20 protein-coding genes are annotated in these 17864 nt (G+C 58.3%); 10 read left to right on the forward strand and 10 right to left on the reverse strand.

Annotation, left to right across the window (positions count from 1 at the left end; translation table 11 throughout):
• Window positions 1-46 precede the first annotated feature (46 nt).
• Both AC14IB_RS00950 and ribA read left to right on the forward strand, forming a co-directional pair.
• Window positions 47-553, forward strand: a complete 507-nt coding sequence (locus tag AC14IB_RS00950) for a phosphatidylglycerophosphatase A family protein (RefSeq protein WP_484230132.1) — start codon at window positions 47-49, stop codon at window positions 551-553.
• Window positions 554-634: 81 nt separating this feature from the next.
• The gene (ribA, locus tag AC14IB_RS00955; RefSeq protein WP_484230213.1) at window positions 635-1234 is read left to right on the forward strand and encodes a GTP cyclohydrolase II; all 600 of its coding nucleotides are present in this window, start codon (window positions 635-637) and stop codon (window positions 1232-1234) included.
• Window positions 1235-1251: 17 nt separating this feature from the next.
• Here the strand turns inward: ribA and AC14IB_RS00960 are convergent, their stop codons facing one another.
• The 5 genes from AC14IB_RS00960 to AC14IB_RS00980 form a co-directional block, all read right to left on the reverse strand.
• On the reverse strand, window positions 1252-1665 hold the full coding sequence (locus tag AC14IB_RS00960; protein ID WP_484230133.1) for a CBS domain-containing protein: 414 nt from the start codon (window positions 1663-1665) through the stop codon (window positions 1252-1254).
• A 122-nt stretch (window positions 1666-1787) separates the two neighbouring features.
• Window positions 1788-3701, reverse strand: a complete 1914-nt coding sequence (dxs, locus tag AC14IB_RS00965) for a 1-deoxy-D-xylulose-5-phosphate synthase (protein WP_484230134.1) — start codon at window positions 3699-3701, stop codon at window positions 1788-1790.
• 44 nt (window positions 3702-3745) lie between these two features.
• The gene (locus AC14IB_RS00970; protein WP_484230214.1) at window positions 3746-4615 is read right to left on the reverse strand and encodes a polyprenyl synthetase family protein; all 870 of its coding nucleotides are present in this window, start codon (window positions 4613-4615) and stop codon (window positions 3746-3748) included.
• 28 nt (window positions 4616-4643) lie between these two features.
• Window positions 4644-4895 carry an exodeoxyribonuclease VII small subunit gene (locus AC14IB_RS00975; RefSeq protein ID WP_068857493.1) on the reverse strand — a complete coding sequence of 84 codons (252 nt, stop codon included), beginning with the start codon at window positions 4893-4895 and terminating at the stop codon, window positions 4644-4646.
• An 87-nt stretch (window positions 4896-4982) separates the two neighbouring features.
• A complete protein-coding gene (locus AC14IB_RS00980; RefSeq protein ID WP_484230135.1) occupies window positions 4983-6998 on the reverse strand; it encodes a TonB-dependent receptor in 2016 nt (671 codons plus the stop codon).
• Window positions 6999-7118: 120 nt separating this feature from the next.
• Between AC14IB_RS00980 and AC14IB_RS00985 the strand changes: the two genes are divergently transcribed.
• Both AC14IB_RS00985 and AC14IB_RS00990 read left to right on the forward strand, forming a co-directional pair.
• Window positions 7119-7604 (forward strand): hypothetical protein, encoded by a 486-nt coding sequence (locus AC14IB_RS00985; RefSeq protein WP_484230136.1) that lies wholly within the window; start codon window positions 7119-7121, stop codon window positions 7602-7604.
• Window positions 7605-7640: 36 nt separating this feature from the next.
• The gene (locus tag AC14IB_RS00990; protein ID WP_484230137.1) at window positions 7641-8339 is read left to right on the forward strand and encodes a TetR/AcrR family transcriptional regulator; all 699 of its coding nucleotides are present in this window, start codon (window positions 7641-7643) and stop codon (window positions 8337-8339) included.
• Here the strand turns inward: AC14IB_RS00990 and mtgA are convergent.
• Together mtgA and AC14IB_RS01000 are read right to left on the reverse strand one after the other, a co-directional pair.
• A complete protein-coding gene (gene mtgA, locus AC14IB_RS00995; RefSeq protein WP_484230138.1) occupies window positions 8299-8988 on the reverse strand; it encodes a monofunctional biosynthetic peptidoglycan transglycosylase in 690 nt (229 codons plus the stop codon). The genes AC14IB_RS00990 and mtgA overlap by 41 nt on opposite strands.
• A 7-nt stretch (window positions 8989-8995) precedes the next feature.
• Window positions 8996-9982 carry a class 1 fructose-bisphosphatase gene (locus AC14IB_RS01000; protein WP_484230139.1) on the reverse strand — a complete coding sequence of 329 codons (987 nt, stop codon included), beginning with the start codon at window positions 9980-9982 and terminating at the stop codon, window positions 8996-8998.
• Between the two features lie 150 nt (window positions 9983-10132).
• Between AC14IB_RS01000 and mscL the strand changes: the two genes are divergently transcribed.
• From mscL to AC14IB_RS01025, 5 genes are all read left to right on the forward strand, one after another.
• Window positions 10133-10549: a large-conductance mechanosensitive channel protein MscL gene (gene mscL, locus AC14IB_RS01005; RefSeq protein ID WP_484230140.1), complete on the forward strand. Its 417-nt coding sequence runs from the start codon at window positions 10133-10135 to the stop codon at window positions 10547-10549.
• A gap of 5 nt (window positions 10550-10554) precedes the next feature.
• On the forward strand, window positions 10555-11991 hold the full coding sequence (locus AC14IB_RS01010) for a patatin-like phospholipase family protein (RefSeq protein WP_484230141.1): 1437 nt from the start codon (window positions 10555-10557) through the stop codon (window positions 11989-11991).
• A 129-nt stretch (window positions 11992-12120) separates the two neighbouring features.
• The gene (locus AC14IB_RS01015; RefSeq protein WP_484230142.1) at window positions 12121-13215 is read left to right on the forward strand and encodes a ferredoxin reductase; all 1095 of its coding nucleotides are present in this window, start codon (window positions 12121-12123) and stop codon (window positions 13213-13215) included.
• Between the two features lie 30 nt (window positions 13216-13245).
• Window positions 13246-14364, forward strand: a complete 1119-nt coding sequence (locus tag AC14IB_RS01020; protein WP_484230143.1) for a fatty acid desaturase family protein — start codon at window positions 13246-13248, stop codon at window positions 14362-14364.
• Between the two features lie 23 nt (window positions 14365-14387).
• Window positions 14388-15614 (forward strand): esterase/lipase family protein, encoded by a 1227-nt coding sequence (locus tag AC14IB_RS01025; protein WP_484230144.1) that lies wholly within the window; start codon window positions 14388-14390, stop codon window positions 15612-15614.
• Here AC14IB_RS01025 and AC14IB_RS01030 read toward each other — a convergent pair.
• Genes AC14IB_RS01030 through AC14IB_RS01040 form a run of 3 tightly spaced genes read right to left on the reverse strand, consistent with a single transcriptional unit; the run spans window position 15611 to window position 17169 of the window.
• Window positions 15611-16324, reverse strand: coding sequence for an MIP/aquaporin family protein (locus tag AC14IB_RS01030; protein ID WP_484230145.1), 714 nt, complete (start codon window positions 16322-16324; stop codon window positions 15611-15613). The genes AC14IB_RS01025 and AC14IB_RS01030 overlap by 4 nt on opposite strands.
• Window positions 16325-16327: 3 nt before the next feature.
• Window positions 16328-16807: an arsenate reductase ArsC gene (locus AC14IB_RS01035; RefSeq protein ID WP_484230146.1), complete on the reverse strand. Its 480-nt coding sequence runs from the start codon at window positions 16805-16807 to the stop codon at window positions 16328-16330.
• A 14-nt stretch (window positions 16808-16821) separates the two neighbouring features.
• Window positions 16822-17169: an ArsR/SmtB family transcription factor gene (locus AC14IB_RS01040; protein WP_484230147.1), complete on the reverse strand. Its 348-nt coding sequence runs from the start codon at window positions 17167-17169 to the stop codon at window positions 16822-16824.
• 41 nt (window positions 17170-17210) lie between these two features.
• Between AC14IB_RS01040 and AC14IB_RS01045 the strand changes: the two genes are divergently transcribed.
• Window positions 17211-17840: a DNA-3-methyladenine glycosylase I gene (locus AC14IB_RS01045; RefSeq protein ID WP_484230148.1), complete on the forward strand. Its 630-nt coding sequence runs from the start codon at window positions 17211-17213 to the stop codon at window positions 17838-17840.
• The last annotated feature ends 24 nt before the right edge of the window (window positions 17841-17864 follow it).

Here is a 17864-nt window from a genome sequence, read left to right on the forward strand (position 1 = left end):
TGGCTCGGTTATGCTGCGCGCCTAGTCGTATCCAAGGAACATTGAGATGTCTGATCATTTACCGCTATCCAAACTGCCTAAATTACCCTGGTGGCTGGCGTTGCCCGCATTTGGCCTAGGCTCCGGCTATAGCCCGAAAGCACCGGGCACCATGGGTTCGCTGGTAGCGTTGGTACTGTTCGCGGGCCTCGCAGCCTTGCCAATGCCAGCTTACCTCGCAGTGCTGCTAATCAGCACGGTTGCCGGTATCGCCATTTGCGATGCTGCCGCGACGCGCATGGGTGTTCACGACCACGCCGGTATTGTCTGGGATGAGTTTGTTGGTCAGTGGATTGCGTTGTTGCCTTTAGTGCCGGTAGCGGCTTGGGATACGCGCACCTTGTTAGCCGTGGCGGCGGGTTTTGCTCTGTTCCGTCTCTTTGATATTTGGAAGCCGTGGCCGGTTCGTTGGGCCGATCGCCACGTGGAAGGAGGCTTCGGCATCATGCTCGATGATGTCATTGCTGGTGTGATGGCTGCGTTGGTGCTGGCGCTCTTGCTGCGACAGGTCTGATACAAGCCGTGTCGCGGTCGTACCGCTGAGCGGCATCAGTTGCTACAATCGCGGCCCTTGATGATTTCCGGAGCTAGCCCGGTGGCCTTTGTGTTTATTGCCTCCTCCCGTTTGCCCACGCGTCACGGCGAATTTAGTATCCATGCCTTTGAAGATGTCGACACCGGCAAAGAGCATGTCGCCTTGAGTATGGGCGACCTCAGCAATGGCCAGCCCGCCTTAGCGCGTCTGCATTCTGAATGCCTCACCGGAGATGGCTTTGGTAGCCTGCGTTGCGATTGCGGCCCACAGTTGGAAGCCGCGATGCGTCAAGTCGCCGAGGCGGGTCACGGCGTGATTTTGTACCTGCGCCAAGAAGGCCGTGGCATAGGCTTGGTGAATAAAATCCGTGCCTATGCCTTGCAAGATGCGGGTGCCGATACCGTGGAAGCCAATGAGCAATTGGGCTTTGGTGCAGACCTTCGTGAATACGCCATGTGTGGCGATATGCTGCGTCACTTGGGCGTTACCCACGTCCGTTTGATGACCAATAATCCGAAGAAAGTGGCTGCTGTAGAAGCGAATGGCGTGACCGTCGTTGAGCGCGTGCCACTAATTTCTGGCCTGAATCCGCACAACGAAGGTTACATGCAGACCAAGACCGACAAGATGGGGCATTTGCTGCCCGACGAGTCGGCCTAAGCGTGATTGCGTTTGAGTTAGTGGCTGGTGTTCTGGTGGGTGAGCGAGTCAATCGCGCGTAGCACGTCGTGACGACTGATCTGACCTACAAGGCAACCTTGGTCGTCTACTACCGGTAGGCGGCGGCGATTATGGAGGTGAAACACTTCGGCCGCGCTCAAAATACTGTCATCGGCATGAATTGTTTGTGGTTTGGATGACATCACGTCACCCACTAAGCCTGAGCTCATCTCGTAATACCCAGACTGCACAATATCCTCTAGGCAGTCAGCCTCCGAAAACATGCCCACGAGCTCGCCCTGACTGACTACGGGTGCGCCGGAGATATTGTGCGAGAGTAGGGTTTTGATGGCTAAATCGATGGTCATTTCGGGGCTCAGCGTTATCAACCGTTGAGCCATGTAATCGGCGACACGTAGCGAATGCAACATGGTGCGCTTCCTGATCGAGAAATCTCATTCATCTATCAAGCGCTTTTGTGTTGCGGTCAAGCGGCAAGTGCCGAGCGGCGGTATTTACCCGCTAGGCGCAGCACTACGAGCTTGAATCGGACTTAACGCAGGCGAGTGCGAATGGCGGCGGCGATGCCGGCAGCGTCTAAGCCGCAGTCGGCGAGCATTTCTGCGGGGCTGCCATGCTCGATGTAGGCATCCCGAATACCGAGCAAGAGCATGGCGTTGCGCAGGCCTTCTTGATGGAGAAATTCAGCTACGGCAGAGCCCGCGCCACCCGCAATGGCATGCTCTTCAATGGTCACCAGCAGCTCATGGCTTGCCGCTAATTCGCGAATCAGCGCGGCATCCAGCGGTTTGACCCAACGCATGTCGACGACGGTGGCGTTAACAGTGCCGTCGTGTGCGAGCTGTTCGGCCGCGCTAAGGGCATCTTGCAGGCGCGCACCAAAGTTGAGGATTGCGATGCGCTCGCCTTGGCGACGGATCACGCCGCGACCAATCGGCAGTACCGTGCTCTGGCGCTCGATGACGCTGCCCGGGCCGGTGCCGCGTGGGTAGCGCACGGCGGCCGGGCCGGGATGCTGCCAGCAGGTTTCCAGCAGCTGGCGGCATTCGTTCTCGTCGCTGGGCGCAGCGATAATGAGGTTGGGCAGGCAGCGCATGAAAGCGAGGTCGTAGGCGCCGGCATGGGTCGGGCCGTCTTCGCCGACGAGCCCTGCGCGGTCGATGCCGAAGGTAACATCGAGATTCTGCAGCGTGACATCGTGAATGAGCTGGTCATAGCCGCGTTGCAGGAAGGTCGAGTAGATCGCCACCACTGGCTTCAGGCCTTCGCAGGCGAGGCCGGCTGCAAATGTGACAGCGTGCTGCTCAGCAATCGCGACATCATGGTAACGCTCGGGATACTCGGCGGCGAAGCGCACCATGCCCGAGCCTTCGCACATGGCCGGGGTGATGGCGATTAGGCGCAGATCCTTGGCGGCGGCATCACAGAGCCAATCACCAAACACATCCGAGTATTTCTTTTTAGGCGCTGCAGTGGGTGCCACTACGACCTTAGCCACGCGCTCGCTCACCGGCGCAATCTTGGTGATGGCGTGATAGCCGATAGGGTCGGCCTCGGCCGGCGCAAAGCCCTTGCCCTTGGTGGTGAACACGTGCAGCAGCTGCGGGCCTTTGGCCTCGCGCAGATTGCCGATGGTCTCGACCAGCTCTTCCAGATTGTGGCCGTCGATGGGCCCGACATAGTTGAAGCCGATGGACTCAAAGAGCGCGCCTGGCGAGTCGGTGACCAGTGTCTTCAGGCTTTCTTCGCTGCGTCGGGCAAAGTTCATCGCTGTCGGCATGGATTGCAGCACACGCTTGCCGCCTTCGCGCATGGCGATGTAGCTCTTGCTGGCCCAGATGCGCGAGAAGTAGTTGGACAGGCCACCCACAGCTTTCGAGATCGACATCTGGTTATCGTTGAGGATGACCAGCATGTCGGTGCCCTGATGGGCAGCATCGTTCAGCGCCTCGAAGGCCATGCCGGCGGTCATCGCGCCATCACCTATGACGGCCACGACCTTGCGATTGCTGCCGGTGAGCTGGGCGCCACGCGCCATGCCCAGCGCAGCTGAAATGGACGTGGACGAGTGGCCGACGCCAAAGGTGTCGTACTCCGACTCTTCGCGGCGCGGGAATGCCGCCAGGCCGTCCTTGTGACGGATGCTGAGCATGGCGTCTTTGCGGCCGGTGAGAATCTTGTGCGGATAGGCCTGATGACCCACATCCCAGACCAGCCGATCGGATGGCGTGTTGTAAACATAGTGCAGGGCGATGGTGAGTTCGACGACGCCGAGCCCGGCACCAAAATGGCCGCCGGTCTGGCTGGTAGACCAGAGCAGGTACTCGCGCAGCTCTGATGCGAGCGCTGGAAGGGCATCTTCCGGTAGTTCGCGCAGCTTGTCCGACGTCGGCACCTGGTCGAGGAGCGGCGTGTGCGGGCGGCTGAGCGGAATCTCGTGGAACATCAATCAATCATCCTGACGCAAAGTATGTGAATTATACCTGCGGATTAATGGTCGCGGGCGAGCAGAAAGCGGGCGAGCTCGCGTAACGGGTTGGCACTCACGCCCAAGGGCAAAAGGGCGTCCAAGGCTTCTTGCGTGAGCTGAGTGGCGAGAGCCTGAGCCGCATCTAGTCCGAGCAAGGCGGGGTAGGTCGACTTTTCATGGCGCTGGTCGGCCCCCGCCGTTTTGCCCAGCACGGCGGTGTCGCCAATGACATCGAGAATATCGTCATGGACTTGAAAGGCGAGGCCGAGGCGGTCGGCGTAGCGATCCAGTGCGGCGAGTTGCTCGGTGTTGGCTTGCCCGGCCTGAGCGCCGAGAGCAACCGCACTGCGAATCAACGCACCCGTTTTATGGCGATGCACGGTTTCCAGCGGTTGCAACGCGAGGTGCTGGCCCTCAGCGGCGAGGTCGAGTTGCTGGCCCACCACCATGTCAAAGGCTGCGGTGGCCAAAAGGGCTGTTTGTGCTGCTTTAATGTGCGCAGACAGCTCCGTGTTCGCTAGGGCGCGAAAGGCCAAGGCCTGCAGGGCATCACCGGCTAATAAGGCGGTGGCTTCATCAAATTGGCGATGACAGGTGGGTTGGCCGCGACGCAGGTCATCGTCATCCATGCACGGCAGGTCGTCGTGCACCAGTGAGTAGCCGTGTATGCACTCCACGGCCAATGCTGCGCTATCGGCCTGCGGCCAATCGCCGCCGACGGCTAAGCAAGCGCCCCAGGCCAGCGCCGGACGAACCCGTTTACCACCATTTTGCATGGCGTAATGAATGGCCGCGATGAGGCGTGCGTCCAAGGCATTTTGTTGTGCCAGGAATAGGCCAAATTGGTCGGCAAAGCGTGCCTGAGAGGCGCGAAGTAAAGCAGGGAGCACGGTCATGGCGGTACTCGTGGCGTTGTGCTTAGGTGTCGTCACGCAGTGGCGCGAAATCGCTCAACTCAATACTGCCATCCGCTTTTGCGAGCAGCATATTCACTTTTTGCTCGGCTTGATCGAGGGCTTGCTGGCATTCACGCGTCAGTTTGACGCCGGACTCAAAGGCTTGCAGTGCGGCTTCTAGGGAGAGCTCGCCAGACTCCAGCTGATGAACCTGTTGTTCAAGTTCAGCCAATGCTTTTTCAAAGTCGATAGCAGCAGTGGGGGCGGTAGACATGGCAGCACTCCGTGAGTCAGACCGCGAACGGTAGCGACTGCCTGCCTGCGGGTCAATGACTCCCGCAGGCAGGGCTGACCTTGCGTCTTAGAAGTTGATACGAACACCCATGACAGCGCCACGGCCTGGTGCGGGCGCTACGTCCTTAATGAACGATGTGGAGCGTCGCACGTCGTCATTGAGCAAGTTGGTCCCGCGCAGGAATAGCGTGGGCTTGCCAAGGCCTACGCGGGTCGCCAAGGTGTAGCTGATATCCGCGTTAAGCAGGTTGTGGCTGCCGGTATTGGTTTCATTAGCACCGCTAATGCGCGTTTGACGATCGGCGTGGGTCAGGCTGATGTTCCCCGACAGCGCGCCTTGATGGCCATGCAGACTGACGCCAACACGGTAAGGCGGCATGCGGGGCACGGGCTGGTTATCGGCCAGTTCACCGCGTACGGCATCGGCAAAAATGCGCGCATCGATCTTTTTCGCCTTGGTGTCCACTAATGCCCACGTAACAGCGCCTTCAACGCCACGGAAGTTGGCGTTTTGCTGTTGGTAGTTCAGGTCTGCGAAATCCTCGCCGTCTACATCAGTGGTGGTGCCCACATCCTGACCATAGATGTAGTCACGCACGCGCTTATGAAAGGCATTGGCCTCAAAGGTCAGCGAGCCGACGTGATGGTCAAAACCAACATCGATATTGAGTGCGCGCTCTTTCTTTAGGTTCGCATTCCCGGTCTCAAAGGTGCCGGTGGCAATGTGTGGACCGTTGGCATAAAGCTCTTCCGTTGCGGGCGCGCGTTCCGCATGCGTCATCGAGGCTTTAAGGTGCGTATGTTCATTAAAGGCATACACCGTACCTGCCGAGAGGCTCACGGGTGTGAATTGGCGAGCAGGTAGGCCTGCGGCAGGCTTGTGGCGGACTTGATCGATGCGCGCACCAAGCTCCAGTTTGCCAATGGCAGTTTGGCGTTCTTCAATGATAAAGAGCCCACCCTGACGCGTGACAACATTGGGCACATAGGCTTCGTCACCAATCGCAGAGAAGTCACGATGGCCGAATTGCACGCCCACGACACCGCGAAAGCCAGCAATGGCTTGGTGAACAGCCTCTACGCGTGCTTGATATTCATCATTTTTAAAGCGTGTGCCGGGTTCGCCGGGCGCTTCAAATTCAATGTGGTCATAACGCGCCGAGCCGGCACGAAACTTTAAGGACTCAAGACCTTTGGTTGGGTTACGCAGGACGACTTGACTATCAAATCGTTGCTGCTTCATGTCGATAAAGGCCTCCTCTTCATTGGGTAGGCCATAGCGGTTTTCATAGCGCGACAGGGCGACGCCTGCGCTGTTGCCGTTGTCGTCGACGTGGTTGTAAGCCACTGCGCCGTTGCGAAGTTCGGTGTCGCTATTGAGCAAGCGTTTCTCGTTGCCCGAACCATCGACATGGGTGTTGCCGGGAATACGGTAGTCATCGCTTCGGGTTTGCGTCACATCGAGGTGCAGTTGGTGCGGACCTTTGCCGTAGTTGATGTCTGCAGACGCATGGTTTTCACGCGCGACAGTCCCTGCGCTCGCTTCCACGGCACCGCTCCAGCCCGGTGTGATCTCAGTCACTAGGCGGCTGTCGCTGACGTTAACGACGCCGCCAATCGCGCCATTGCCATAGAGCAAGGTAGCAGGGCCCTTCAGTACTTCAATTTGACGTGCAATTAAAGGGTTAATGGCGACGGCATGATCGGGGCTCAGGTTAGACACATCCATCGCGCCCACGGCATTGCTCAGTACGTCGACGCGTGGGCCTGCTTGACCGCGAATCACCGGTCGGCCTGCGCCTTGGCCAAAATCTGAGTTAGCCACGCCGAGCTCCTGGCTCAGGGTTTGGCCAATGGTTGCTTGGCGTTTGTTGTCTAGCGCTTCGCCACTGAGCAGCAAGGTGGGTTGCACCATTTCATCGGAGGTGCGACCAAAAGGGCTGGCGGTAATGGTGATTTCCATAAGCTGATGACTTTCGCTCAGTGCGGCCTCGTTCGCGTGTGCAGACATGCTGATCGCGAGTGCAGTGGCGATAGGGAAAGCGGTCATGATGGGCTTTAGCGAGGAGGGAAAACGTGTCATGGCGTGGCTCAGTGGGCTGAATCGAATTGTTATAATATAACTTATTTGCGTTGGCCAGCAAGCTGCGTTTCAGTCGGCACGTGACCACGCTATGATGGCGCTCACTGAAAGGGGATAGAGATGGGTGTGATTGCGGATAATCGAGCGCTAAACGAGTTAAAAGCCATTCGTGCGGAGTGCCAGCGTCGCGTCAAAAAAACGGCCTGGACGTCTGCGGGCGCAGCGGTGATTCCCGTGCCCTTGTTGGACGTGGTGGTGGATGTTGGCTTATTAATGAAGCTGATCCCTGAGATTAATCGGGCGTTTGGTTTGGAGCCTGAGCAAATTCAGGCCATGTCAGACGAGAGTCGTTTAAAGGTGTGGAAACGCCGCGCCGAACGAGGCAGCGAGCTCATTGGCATGGTGGTGACGCGTGAGCTGATTAAGCGCAGCGTGCAGGGCTTGGGGACACGCTTAGTGGCCAAGCAAATTACTAAATTTATTCCCTTGGGCGGCCAGATTGTTGCAGCAACCATTGGTTATTGGGTGATGCGCCGCATGGCCATGACGCATGTGGATGACTGCTTTGAAGTAGCGTGCGCGGCACGGGGTATTAGCGACCGTTAAGGCTGCTTTTGATTATTGTTGAGGAGTGCGGAAGGCATGAAAGGCGCGGAAACCCTGTTGAAAGCAAGCAGCTCGGCGTCGGGACGTCGCTACCGTGGGGTTAGCGAAGAGGTTCGGCGTTCAGAGCGTCGGCAACGCTTTATTGAAGCGGGTCTCGATGTGTTTGGTGGCCGCGGCTATCACAGCTCTACGGTGCGCAGCATTTGTGCGTCGGCGGGTTTGACCGAGCGTTACTTCTACGAGTCCTTTGAGAACAGTGAAGACCTGCTCTGTGCGGTCTATAACGCCTGCGTTCAGCGTCTACGTGAGCATATGTTGGCGGCGCTAGTGGAAGCGCCTGAGGAGCCAGAAGTCATGGCTCGAATTGCCCTTCATCAAGTCTTTGAATGTGTGCGTGAGGATCCGCGTCTGGCACGCATCCTGTTTATTGAAGTATTGGGCGTCAGTGAGCGAGTGGACATGATGTATCGCCTCACCGTGGAGAATTTCACAGCCTTAATGGTGCGACTGATGAAGTCCTTATTTGGTGATGGCAAATTGCCGCCGCCGCTCGAAGCCGAAATTATGGCGAATGCATTAATTGGCTCGATTGTGGCCACGGCTGGGCGTTGGTTGTTGCTGGGCTTCTCAACACCCGTGGATGCCGTAGTAGAAAACTTGCATACGATTTTCAAGGGCGTGATTCGTCAGCTCACTAGCGTGGCGGCCGAACATAATTCATCCGTCGCTGAATGATGCGCGTTCGCCTTTCGAGGTAACGCGTACTGCGGTGTTTGTCGTAATAACGCGGGTTTGGCACCATGGCCGCCAATCTCGCTGATTCGTTGGGCGTGAGCGCAGAGGCGGGCTTGCGATAGTAATGACGGGCCGCGGCTTCCGCACCAAACACGCCATCGCCCCATTCAATGACGTTCAAATAAATTTCAAAGATGCGGCGCTTCGTCATCATCTGCTCCAGCATGAAGGTGATGATGGCTTCTTCGCCTTTGCGCCACGGCGTGCGTTTGCCGGATAAAAATAGATTCTTAGCCAGTTGCTGAGAGATCGTCGAGCCGCCAGCGACAATGCGACCTTTCTTCAGGTTTTTCTCCCAAGCGGTTTGCATGCCTTCCCAGTCAAAGCCTTCGTGCTGAAGAAACTTCGCATCTTCAGAAGCCATTACCGCGCGCTTTAAGTTGCGCGAGATCCGCTCATAGGGAACCCAGCGATGATGCAGCTCAGCCTCGGGGTCATCATCCCGCATGTCAGCTAGGCGCGCACTCATAAAGGCCGAGCGCGATGGGTTGTGTTCTATCCACCAGCACACATGCGCAAACAGCCAGCCTTGGTAGAGCAGCACCAAGGCAAGGGTCAGAAGTGTGAGGCGCTTAGCCAGCTTCATCATGGCGGATTTAAGCGTGATAACCGGTGGCGCGCTCGACTTCGGCGCGGGCGCCGAGAATGACCGGAACGCGTTGGTGCAGGCCGGTGGGGGCGATATCCATGATGCGAACACGACCCGTGGTGGCTGCGCCGCCCGCTTGCTCTACCAGCCAGGCCATGGGGTTGGCTTCATACATAAGGCGCAGCTTGCCGCCCTTGCTAGCGGTTTTGCTGTCGAGCGGATATAGAAACACGCCGCCACGGGTCAGGATGCGATGCACATCGGCGACCATGGCCGCGACCCAGCGCATGTTGAAGTCCTTGCCACGCACGCCGGTCTTGCCCTCAAGCAGCTCGCCCACATAGCGTTGCACGGGAGCTTCCCAGTGACGCTGATTAGACATGTTGATGGCGAACTCTTGTGTTTCCTCGGGGATCATCATGCCCGACGTGGTGAGCAGAAATTCGCCGCTGTCTGGATCGAGCGTGAAGGCGTCCACGCCATGGCCCACGGTGATAATGAGCTGAGTCGCCGGGCCATAGATGGCATAGCCAGCGGCGACTTGAGCGGTGCCTGGCTGAAGAAACGGCGTGACTTCCGCGGTATTGCTGCCGGGGGCTGTTTCAAGCACCGAAAAAATTGTGCCGACGGGCGCATTGATATCGATATTGGAGGACCCATCGAGTGGGTCAAACAGCAGTAGGTAGCGGCTGTTTGCGTGTGTGGTCACCGGGAAAGGATCGTCCATTTCCTCAGAGGCCATGCCAGCCAAATGGCCGCCCTGAGCGTGCGCGGCCAGGAGCATGTCGTTAGAAATAACGTCGAGTTTTTTCTGGTCTTCGCCTTGAATGTTCTCACTGCCGGCTTGGCCGAGCATGCCAGTCAGTGCGCCACGGGCAATGGCAGCGCTAATGTTGCGACAGCAGTCGGCTGTGATCTGTAAGGTCTGAATTAAGTCTTGGGGAAGTGGCACAGGGGATTGCTGCAACCAGCGAGTAAACGTCAGGCGGGACATAGGGGCTCCGGCAATAGGCAGTGGCGGTATTAGCGCCTGATTTGCCGCAAAGTATAACAGTGCCTTGCGCTTAACAATGGCTAGACAGTTCGCCATCGGCTGCTCAGAATCTGACGCAGTAGTTTCGTGATGACTTAATGGAGTAAGACGATGAGCTTAGTAAAAGAATTTCGCGAGTTTGCCATACGTGGCAATGTCATTGATCTCGCTGTCGGTGTGATTATCGGCGCTGCTTTTGGCAAAATTGTTTCATCCTTTGTGGGCGATATTGTGATGCCACCTTTGGGTGTCTTGGTCGGTGGCGTGAACTTCTCTGATCTCGCGGTAACGCTGCAAGCGGCGGCGGGTGACAAGCCTGCGGTCATGCTGGCCTACGGTAAATTTATTCAAACCATTTTTGATTTCGTCATTATTGCCTTCGCCGTGATGATGGGCGTGAAGGCCATTAACAGTCTGAAACGACCTGAGCCCGCAGCGGCCCCAGCGGAGCTTGTCGCCCCAGCACCCAGTGCTGAGCAAGCATTGCTGGCTGAAATTCGCGATCTTCTAAAACAGCAGTCGACGTAAACATCATGGCGCTGAGTCTTGAGCGGGCGTTGCTGCGTCTGAAGCGAATGGAGGCTGCACTTATCCGCAGCCACCTCGCGCAGCCCGATGTGTTGTCGCAAGCCGACTATGAGTTGCTGCGTTATGCCCTTGTGCTGGGTCGGCTTCAGGCGTTTGTGCCGGGTGTCGCGGGTGTCGCGCAGGGCACAGCGTCTGTGACGCGCGCGGAGGTGGTGGTTAGCCCCGAGCCGATTCAGGCCTTAAGAGAACTGCTGTTAGCGCAGTTGTATGAGCCCCTGCGCGAACAGCGGAGTGTGGTTCTGCGGCTGTCGCAGTTGCGACAGCGGGTGAGTGCAGTCAAACAGGCCTGCAAAATCGCGCGTGAACAGGTTCTCGCGGATCACGCCAGCGATTTTTCCGCCGCTGAATTGGACGCTGAGCTTTGCCATAAGGTCTTGGTGTTGGCGCCAGGTGGCGGCGGTGGTTCGGGTTTTGTCTATATCGGTCTGGTCGCCCGTTTTCAGGCGGCGGGCATTCGGCCCAGTTATATCGTCGGGGCCTCCATTGGTGCTTTGCTCGGTGGCTTGATGGCGCGTGATCGGTCACCGGATGTCGATGCCCTGATGGCTTGGGGTAAAGGCCTGAAGGTTCGGCATATTTTTTCCCGACCAAAACTGGGCGCCGCCTTGAGTTTGCCGGGCTTGGTGCGTCTGCATCTGCGTGGCATGGATAAGATGTTACGCAATCCGGATGGTTCGCCCTTGCGCATCAAGGATCTGGCCATCCCATACGACGCCATGATTGCTGGCGTGCGTATGTCTGCTTATAAGAGCTTGCCGCAAATCCCTGAGCGTCGGCCCCATTTACTCGGCATACCGATGTTGATTGCCGAGCGCATGCTGCAGCTTATTAGCTATTTTAGTCCGCAAGTCGCTAAGGAGATTGTCTTGGGTCGCGATGCGCGTACCCGCGAATTGCGCGTGGTAGACGCGATAGGCCTGTCTTCAGCCATTCCCGGTGTTCTGCAGTACGCGCCTTATGGCGAGGATGCTGAAAGTCTGGCGATTTTGCGTGAGCTGCGCGAGCAGCATGGCTTGATGGCCTTTATGGATGGCGGCACGGTGGCTAATGTGCCGGCTCGTGCTGCTTGGGAGGGCGTGGAGGCTGGCCGTATTGGTACGCGTAATGCCTATTACTTAGCGCTGGACTGCTTTCATCCCCAGTGGAGTGCGGGCCATGCCTGGCTGATTCCTGTCACGCAGGCGATTCAGGCGCAATTGCCGGCCCAGCGGCCTTACTACGATTGGCTGGTGCGCTTCCAGCCCACGCCGTCGCCAGTAAATTTGCTGCCCTCCGATGAGGTATTCGACAAAGCGTTCCAGTGGGGATGGCAGCAGGCCGATGCCATTTTGGCGCAGATTCAAGAGGCTTTGAGGCCGTTGGCCGTGCCTAACTTCCAGTGATTCCGTGCGGAAACGACGATCTTCATGACTTGCCGGTCGTCGTTTCCTGGGGATTTTAGTGAACGAGTGTTGACTTAAAAAAGTTACATGCGTACTCTGAGTGTGTAGTCGTTCACTTGGAGACGCAAAATGTCGTCACAGTTCAAATTACCTTCTTTTATCAGCCGCACCGTACAAGCGGTTATTACGCCCGCCGTCCTCGATTTCTGGGCCGCCGAACTCGGCTTTGATGCCCGTATCGAGCGCACCATGAGCCGCGTCGTTGCACGCTGGATGGAAACGCCGGACACCGTCACCCTGGTGCTCAAGCCCAACAAGAATTTCCGCGGCTTCAGCGCTGGCCAGCACGTCAACCTCACTGTTGAGATTGATGGCGTTCGCCACACCCGCTCTTACAGCTTCAGCGAAGCCCCGGCCGCAACCGGCCTCGTCGCCATCACCATCAAGAAAGTGCCGAGCGGTCGCGTCAGCGGCCACCTGGTCGACAAGGTCGTTGTGGGTGACACGATCGAGCTTGGTCAGGCCTTTGGCGACATGACTTTCAGTACCGGTGCGCCGGAGAAGATGCTCTTTCTCGCCGCCGGCAGTGGTGTGACACCGCTGATGAGCCTGCTGCGTCAGCTCGTGGCCGAGGGCATGAACCGCGACGTCATCTTCATGTACTGGGTGCGTACCCGCCAAGACCTGATCTTCGGTAATGAACTGAAGGCGCTGGCCGCTCAGCACCCGAATTTCCGCCTGCAGCCGGTTTACGAACTGGAGCCTGAGCTGGAAGCCGGAGAATTGTCCGGTCGCCCGAGCCGCGAACAGCTTGGCAGCGTGGTCAAGGATCTGTGCAAGCGCTCCGTGTATGTCTGCGGCCCGACCGGCTTCATGAATGCCGTGCAGGCGTTGGTGGCAGATGATGCCCTGGCTTTCCACGCCGAAGCGTTCTCGCCGCCGGTGTTTGTGCCGAGCAAGAGCACGGGCATCGCCAAACTGTTCCTGAGCAAGTCCAACCGCACGCTGGAAGTGCCGGAAGGCATGCCGCTGCTCGACGCGCTGGAAGCCCAGGGCATCAAGCCACAGTCCGGCTGCCGCATGGGCATCTGCAATACCTGTGCGTGCGGTAAGGCCAGCGGTGTCACCCGCAACCTGCTGAACAACGAATTGTCTGTGGATGCCAACGCCAGTTTGCGCATCTGCGTGAATGCCGCCGTCGGCGACATCACCCTCGATCTGTAAGACCTCTTCAAGAGAGTTCGGAGAAATATCATGAGCAAGAGCCGTACCCTGACCGCCGCTGAAATCGAAGCTTTCGGTGCCGAAGTTGATGCCATCAAGAAGCGTCATCTGGCCGATGTGGGCGAGAAAGACGCCACCTACATTCGCAAGATCGAAAAGGCCGTGCGCTACACCGAGATCGCTGGTCGCGGTCTGCTGATGGCCGGCATTTTCCCGCCTGCCTTCATCGCCGGCACTGCTCTGCTCGGTGTGTCGAAAATTCTCGACAACATGGAGCTGGGCCACAACGTCATGCACGGTCAGTACGACTTCATGCAGGACCCGCGCTTCAGCGGCCAGACCTTCGAGTGGGACACCTGGTGTACCGCTGACAACTGGCGCTACAGCCACAACTTCATGCACCACACCTACACCAATGTGCTGGGCAAGGACCACGACATCGGCTATGGCGTGCTGCGTATCTTTCCGGAACAAAAGTGGGAGCCGCGCTTCCTCGCCAACCCGGTAATGGCCGTGCTGCTCGCCGTATTCTTCGAGAACCTGCTGGCTCTGCAGACACTGCAGCTGGAAAAGCTGATCTCCGGTGAAAAGTCCTGGAAAGAAGTTCGCGAAGAAGCCAAGCCGACAGTAAAGAAGGGTTTCCGTCAGGTTGCTAAGGACTATGTGTTCTTCCCACTGCTGGCGGGCCCGTTCTTCCTGCCGGTGCTGGCGGGTAACTTCCTCGCCAACATCATCCGCAACCTGTGGACCTTCACCATCATTTTCTGCGGCCACTTCACCGAAGATTCGGAAGTGTTCGCACTGGAAACGCTGGATAACGAAACGCGCGGCCAGTGGTACCTGCGTCAGATGCGCGGCTCCGCCAACCTCACCGGCGGCAAGCTGTTCCACATCATGAGCGGCAACCTCAGCCACCAGATCGAACACCACCTGTTCCCGGAAGTGCCGGCCTGGCGCTACGCCGAGATGTCGGTGGAAATGCAGGAAATTGCGCAGCGCTACGGCCAGAACTACAACAAGGCTTCCTTGTTCAAGCAGTTCGGCACTGTGGTCGGCCGCATCCTGCGTCACTCCTTACCGAGCTCGCCGAAGAAGGCACCGGTGGTGCTGGCTAAATTAGATTCAGCTACGCTGGCCAAAGCGGCCTAACTGTATGCTTGCAGGAGATGACCATGAGTCTGCATCCCGTGGTGATTAATCGTGGTCGTCAGCTTCAACAAGTTTTGAAGCAGACCGATTGGCGTGCGGTGGTTTGGGGTGTTCATGGGGTGAGTCATCTTGCTCTGCATAGTGCTGCCGAGCTCACCGATTTGGTGACCGAGATGGATGGCACCATTCGCCAAGCCCCGGTGCCACTGGGGCGTGTGAATGAGTCCCCGCGTGAGCGTGCGCCGTGGCCCTATCGGCTGGTTGCGCATGTCTTTCGCACCGCAGCGGGTCTTTTGCAGCGCTTGCCGTTGCAGGCCGATATCCGTCAGTCGCATGCCTTGGCGTTGCCCTTGCTCAGTGCCGTTAATGGCGTGCTCGGCGATAAGCTTGAGCGCTGGGACAGTCCGTTGGCACTGGGTATGACCCTTCGTGCCGAAGACAGTGAGGTGTTGGCCTGGTCGCAACTGGCCACCTCTTCAAAGGCCCGCGTCGCGTTGTTCATTCACGGTCTGTGCTGGAGTGAGCGGGAGTGGCAGACGCCGGCTCAAAAACAGTTCCAAGCCTTGCTGGAAAACAAGGGTTGGACCTCCGGCTGGCTGCGTTACAACAGTGGTCGCCCTATCTGGCGTAATGGCGCGGACTTGTCTGAGTGGCTGGAAGCCGCGCTGGAAGCTCATCCTGTAAAAGAGCTGGTGCTGGTTGGGCATAGTCAGGGCGGGTTGTTGATTCGCAGTGCCTTTGCTCACGCTCAGGCGGCAGGCTATGACTGGCCCCAACGCGTGACCCGGGCGGCCTATCTGGCCACGCCACATCAAGGCGCTCCGCTCGAGCGCGCCGGCCGGTGGGCCAACGCCTTGCTACTACATTCCCCCTACACGCAACCGTTAATGCGCCTTGGCAATATTCGTAGTGCCGCCATTAAAGACCTGCGTTATGGCGTGATTACTGAGGCTGAAGCACAGGGCTTGCGTGACGACTTGAAAGCAGATCCGCGCCAACAGGCTGTACCTTTGCCTGACCATGTGCGCCATCTGCTGCTGGCTGGCAGCCTTAGTCCAGAGGCCGCTGAGAATTGGCTGGGTGATGGTTTGGTACCAGTACACAGCGGGCTTGGCCTGCACCGTCGCGAAGCATTGACGCTGACGGCGCCGGACCTCAGCCGCGTTGAGTTGGATCGCATGGATCACATGAACATGCTGGGCGATGTACGGGTGTGGGACGCGCTGGCTGATTGGTGGTGGAAACGCTAAGACTTTTGCTTAATGTCAGTTACTAAAGGGGCTGTGAGCCAGCCAATAAGGCTAACAGCCGCCAATGCCCCCACGAACTGCGCCACAATAAAGCCCGCAACATCGGCGGGATGAATACCGGCAAAGGTATCGCTGGCGGCTCGCGCCAGGGTGACCGCTGGATTAGCAAACGATGTCGAAGCCGTAAACCAATAGGCTGCGGTGATGAATGCGGCCACAGCAAATGGTGTGATCGTCGGTCGGCTACGTTGGCAGCTGATGATGACCGCAATTAAGCCAAAACTCGCCACACACTCACTGAGCTGTTGAGCTGCGCCAGCACGCTCATGCGTTGAGGCCGTAAAGTCCGTTTGCGTTAACAGTTCTTGCGGCAGCAAGGCGCCGCTAAACATGGCGTGTGCCAATGCAACACCGGCAAATCCCCCCAGAATTTGAGCGACGCTGTAACTTAGGCCATCGCGCCAATTCAGTTTGCCCAACAAGACCTCGCTGAGGCTCACAATCGGATTGAAGTGTGCGCCCGAAATCGGTCCAAACGTCAGAATCAATGCAACTAACCCAGCACCCGTGGCGATGGTGTTGGCGAGCAGGGCCAACGCGGTCAGCTCGCCGCTGAGGCGCTCGGCCATGATCCCGGAACCGACCACGGTCGCCAGCAGCAATGCGGTGCCCAGCGCTTCGGCGCTGAGGCGTCGTGACAAGGACAACATGCCTCAGGCACCGATGCCGGCGATGCGGTCCATCTCGGCTTTCAGTGCCGCGCCATCGAGCTTCAGCGATTCCAGCGGCAACGCCAGAAAAGCCTCGATGCGGGTGCGCAGGATGCGGTAGGCAGTCATGAACGCGGCATCGATTTCCGCGTCGGTACCGATGGCATGCGCGGGATCATCCACGCCCCAATGCGAGCGCAGGACGGGGCCGAGATACGCCGGGCAGACTTCGTTGGCGGCATTGCCGCAGACTGAAATGACGATGTCCGGCGTGACCGGCAGATCATCCCAGGACTTGCTGAAATAGCCCTCGGTGGCGATACCTTCACGCGCCAGCAGCGCTAGCGAGCGCGGATGCACATAGCCAGCGGGCTTGCTGCCGGCACTGAGCGCGCGCCAGCCCGTCGGGGCGAGATGGTTAAAGGTGGCTTCGGCGAGAATCGAGCGGCAGGAGTTGCCGGTACACAGCATCAGGACATTCATTTCACGGTTCCGTTTCAGGGCTTGCAAAGGCTTGCGTCGCAGATGGGTGTGAGTGCCACCGCGCCGCAGAGTTCGGGATGGCCGGCACAGCAGTCATCGGTGAGATAGGCAATGAGCTCGACCATGACACCGACCTTGGCGCGATAGCGCAGAAAGCGCCCCTCGGCTTCGGCGGCAATCAGCCCGGCCTGCGTCAGCGCCTTCAGATGAAACGAGGCGTTGTTCGCTGCCAGCCCCTGGTCGCTGGCAATCTGGCCGGCGACCAGACCACTGGGGCCGGCCTTGACCAGCAGACGATAGATCGCCAATCTCACCGGCGAAGACAGGGATTCAAAGACGAGCACGGCGGCTTCTGAGTTCATGCTTCAACATTACAAGAACTATTGAAATAAAGGAAGCGGCCATGAGCTGGGAACTCACGCAATGTGATGATGGTCTGCTGCGTTGCGGCTGGTGTACCGCCACACCGGCGTATCAGCAGTACCACGATCAGGAGTGGGGACGACCAGTGGCTGATGATCGCCGTCTTTTCGAAAAATTGTGCCTGGAGAGTTTTCAGGCTGGCCTGAGCTGGCGCACGATCCTGGAAAAGCGAAGCAATTTTCGGGCGGCCTTTCATCAGTTCGACTGGGTCGCCATGGCCGCGATGGGCCCGCAGGATCTCGAGCGACTGCTGCAGGACGCCGGCATCATCCGCCATCGCGGCAAGATCGAGGCCGTGCTAAACAACGCTGCTCGCATGCCCGACATGCTCGCCGAGTTCGGCTCGCTGGCAGCCTTTGTCTGGTCGTTCGAGGCGCTGATCCCGGCGCAGCCGGAGCTAGTCACTCTCGCACATGTCTGCGCCAACACCACCAGCCCGGCGTCCGATGCCATGGCCAAGGCGCTGAAGCAGCGTGGCTGGAAGTTTCTTGGCAGCACCACCATTCATGCTTTTATGCAGTCCATGGGTTTGGTCAACGATCATCTCAGCGGCTGCGCATCGCGGGATGCTGTGTTGCAAATGCGTGACGATTTCATCATTCCGTCATAAGCACGCTTGAAAATAGTATGTCTA

Source organism: Perlucidibaca sp. (assembly GCF_057084925.1).

Coding starts and splice junctions, on each gene's coding strand:
- AC14IB_RS00950 (WP_484230132.1), top strand. CDS start 47: ATGTCTGATCATTTACCGCTATCCAAACTGCCTAAATTACCCTGGTGG.
- AC14IB_RS00960 (WP_484230133.1), bottom strand. CDS start 1,665: ATGTTGCATTCGCTACGTGTCGCCGATTACATGGCTCAACGGTTGATA.
- dxs (WP_484230134.1), bottom strand. CDS start 3,701: ATGTTCCACGAGATTCCGCTCAGCCGCCCGCACACGCCGCTCCTCGAC.
- AC14IB_RS00975 (WP_068857493.1), bottom strand. CDS start 4,895: ATGTCTACCGCCCCCACTGCTGCTATCGACTTTGAAAAAGCATTGGCT.
- AC14IB_RS00980 (WP_484230135.1), bottom strand. CDS start 6,998: ATGACACGTTTTCCCTCCTCGCTAAAGCCCATCATGACCGCTTTCCCT.
- AC14IB_RS00985 (WP_484230136.1), top strand. CDS start 7,119: ATGGGTGTGATTGCGGATAATCGAGCGCTAAACGAGTTAAAAGCCATT.
- AC14IB_RS00990 (WP_484230137.1), top strand. CDS start 7,641: ATGAAAGGCGCGGAAACCCTGTTGAAAGCAAGCAGCTCGGCGTCGGGA.
- mtgA (WP_484230138.1), bottom strand. CDS start 8,988: ATGATGAAGCTGGCTAAGCGCCTCACACTTCTGACCCTTGCCTTGGTG.
- AC14IB_RS01000 (WP_484230139.1), bottom strand. CDS start 9,982: ATGTCCCGCCTGACGTTTACTCGCTGGTTGCAGCAATCCCCTGTGCCA.
- mscL (WP_484230140.1), top strand. CDS start 10,133: ATGAGCTTAGTAAAAGAATTTCGCGAGTTTGCCATACGTGGCAATGTC.
- AC14IB_RS01010 (WP_484230141.1), top strand. CDS start 10,555: ATGGCGCTGAGTCTTGAGCGGGCGTTGCTGCGTCTGAAGCGAATGGAG.
- AC14IB_RS01015 (WP_484230142.1), top strand. CDS start 12,121: ATGTCGTCACAGTTCAAATTACCTTCTTTTATCAGCCGCACCGTACAA.
- AC14IB_RS01020 (WP_484230143.1), top strand. CDS start 13,246: ATGAGCAAGAGCCGTACCCTGACCGCCGCTGAAATCGAAGCTTTCGGT.
- AC14IB_RS01025 (WP_484230144.1), top strand. CDS start 14,388: ATGAGTCTGCATCCCGTGGTGATTAATCGTGGTCGTCAGCTTCAACAA.
- AC14IB_RS01030 (WP_484230145.1), bottom strand. CDS start 16,324: ATGTTGTCCTTGTCACGACGCCTCAGCGCCGAAGCGCTGGGCACCGCA.
- AC14IB_RS01035 (WP_484230146.1), bottom strand. CDS start 16,807: ATGAATGTCCTGATGCTGTGTACCGGCAACTCCTGCCGCTCGATTCTC.
- AC14IB_RS01040 (WP_484230147.1), bottom strand. CDS start 17,169: ATGAACTCAGAAGCCGCCGTGCTCGTCTTTGAATCCCTGTCTTCGCCG.
- AC14IB_RS01045 (WP_484230148.1), top strand. CDS start 17,211: ATGAGCTGGGAACTCACGCAATGTGATGATGGTCTGCTGCGTTGCGGC.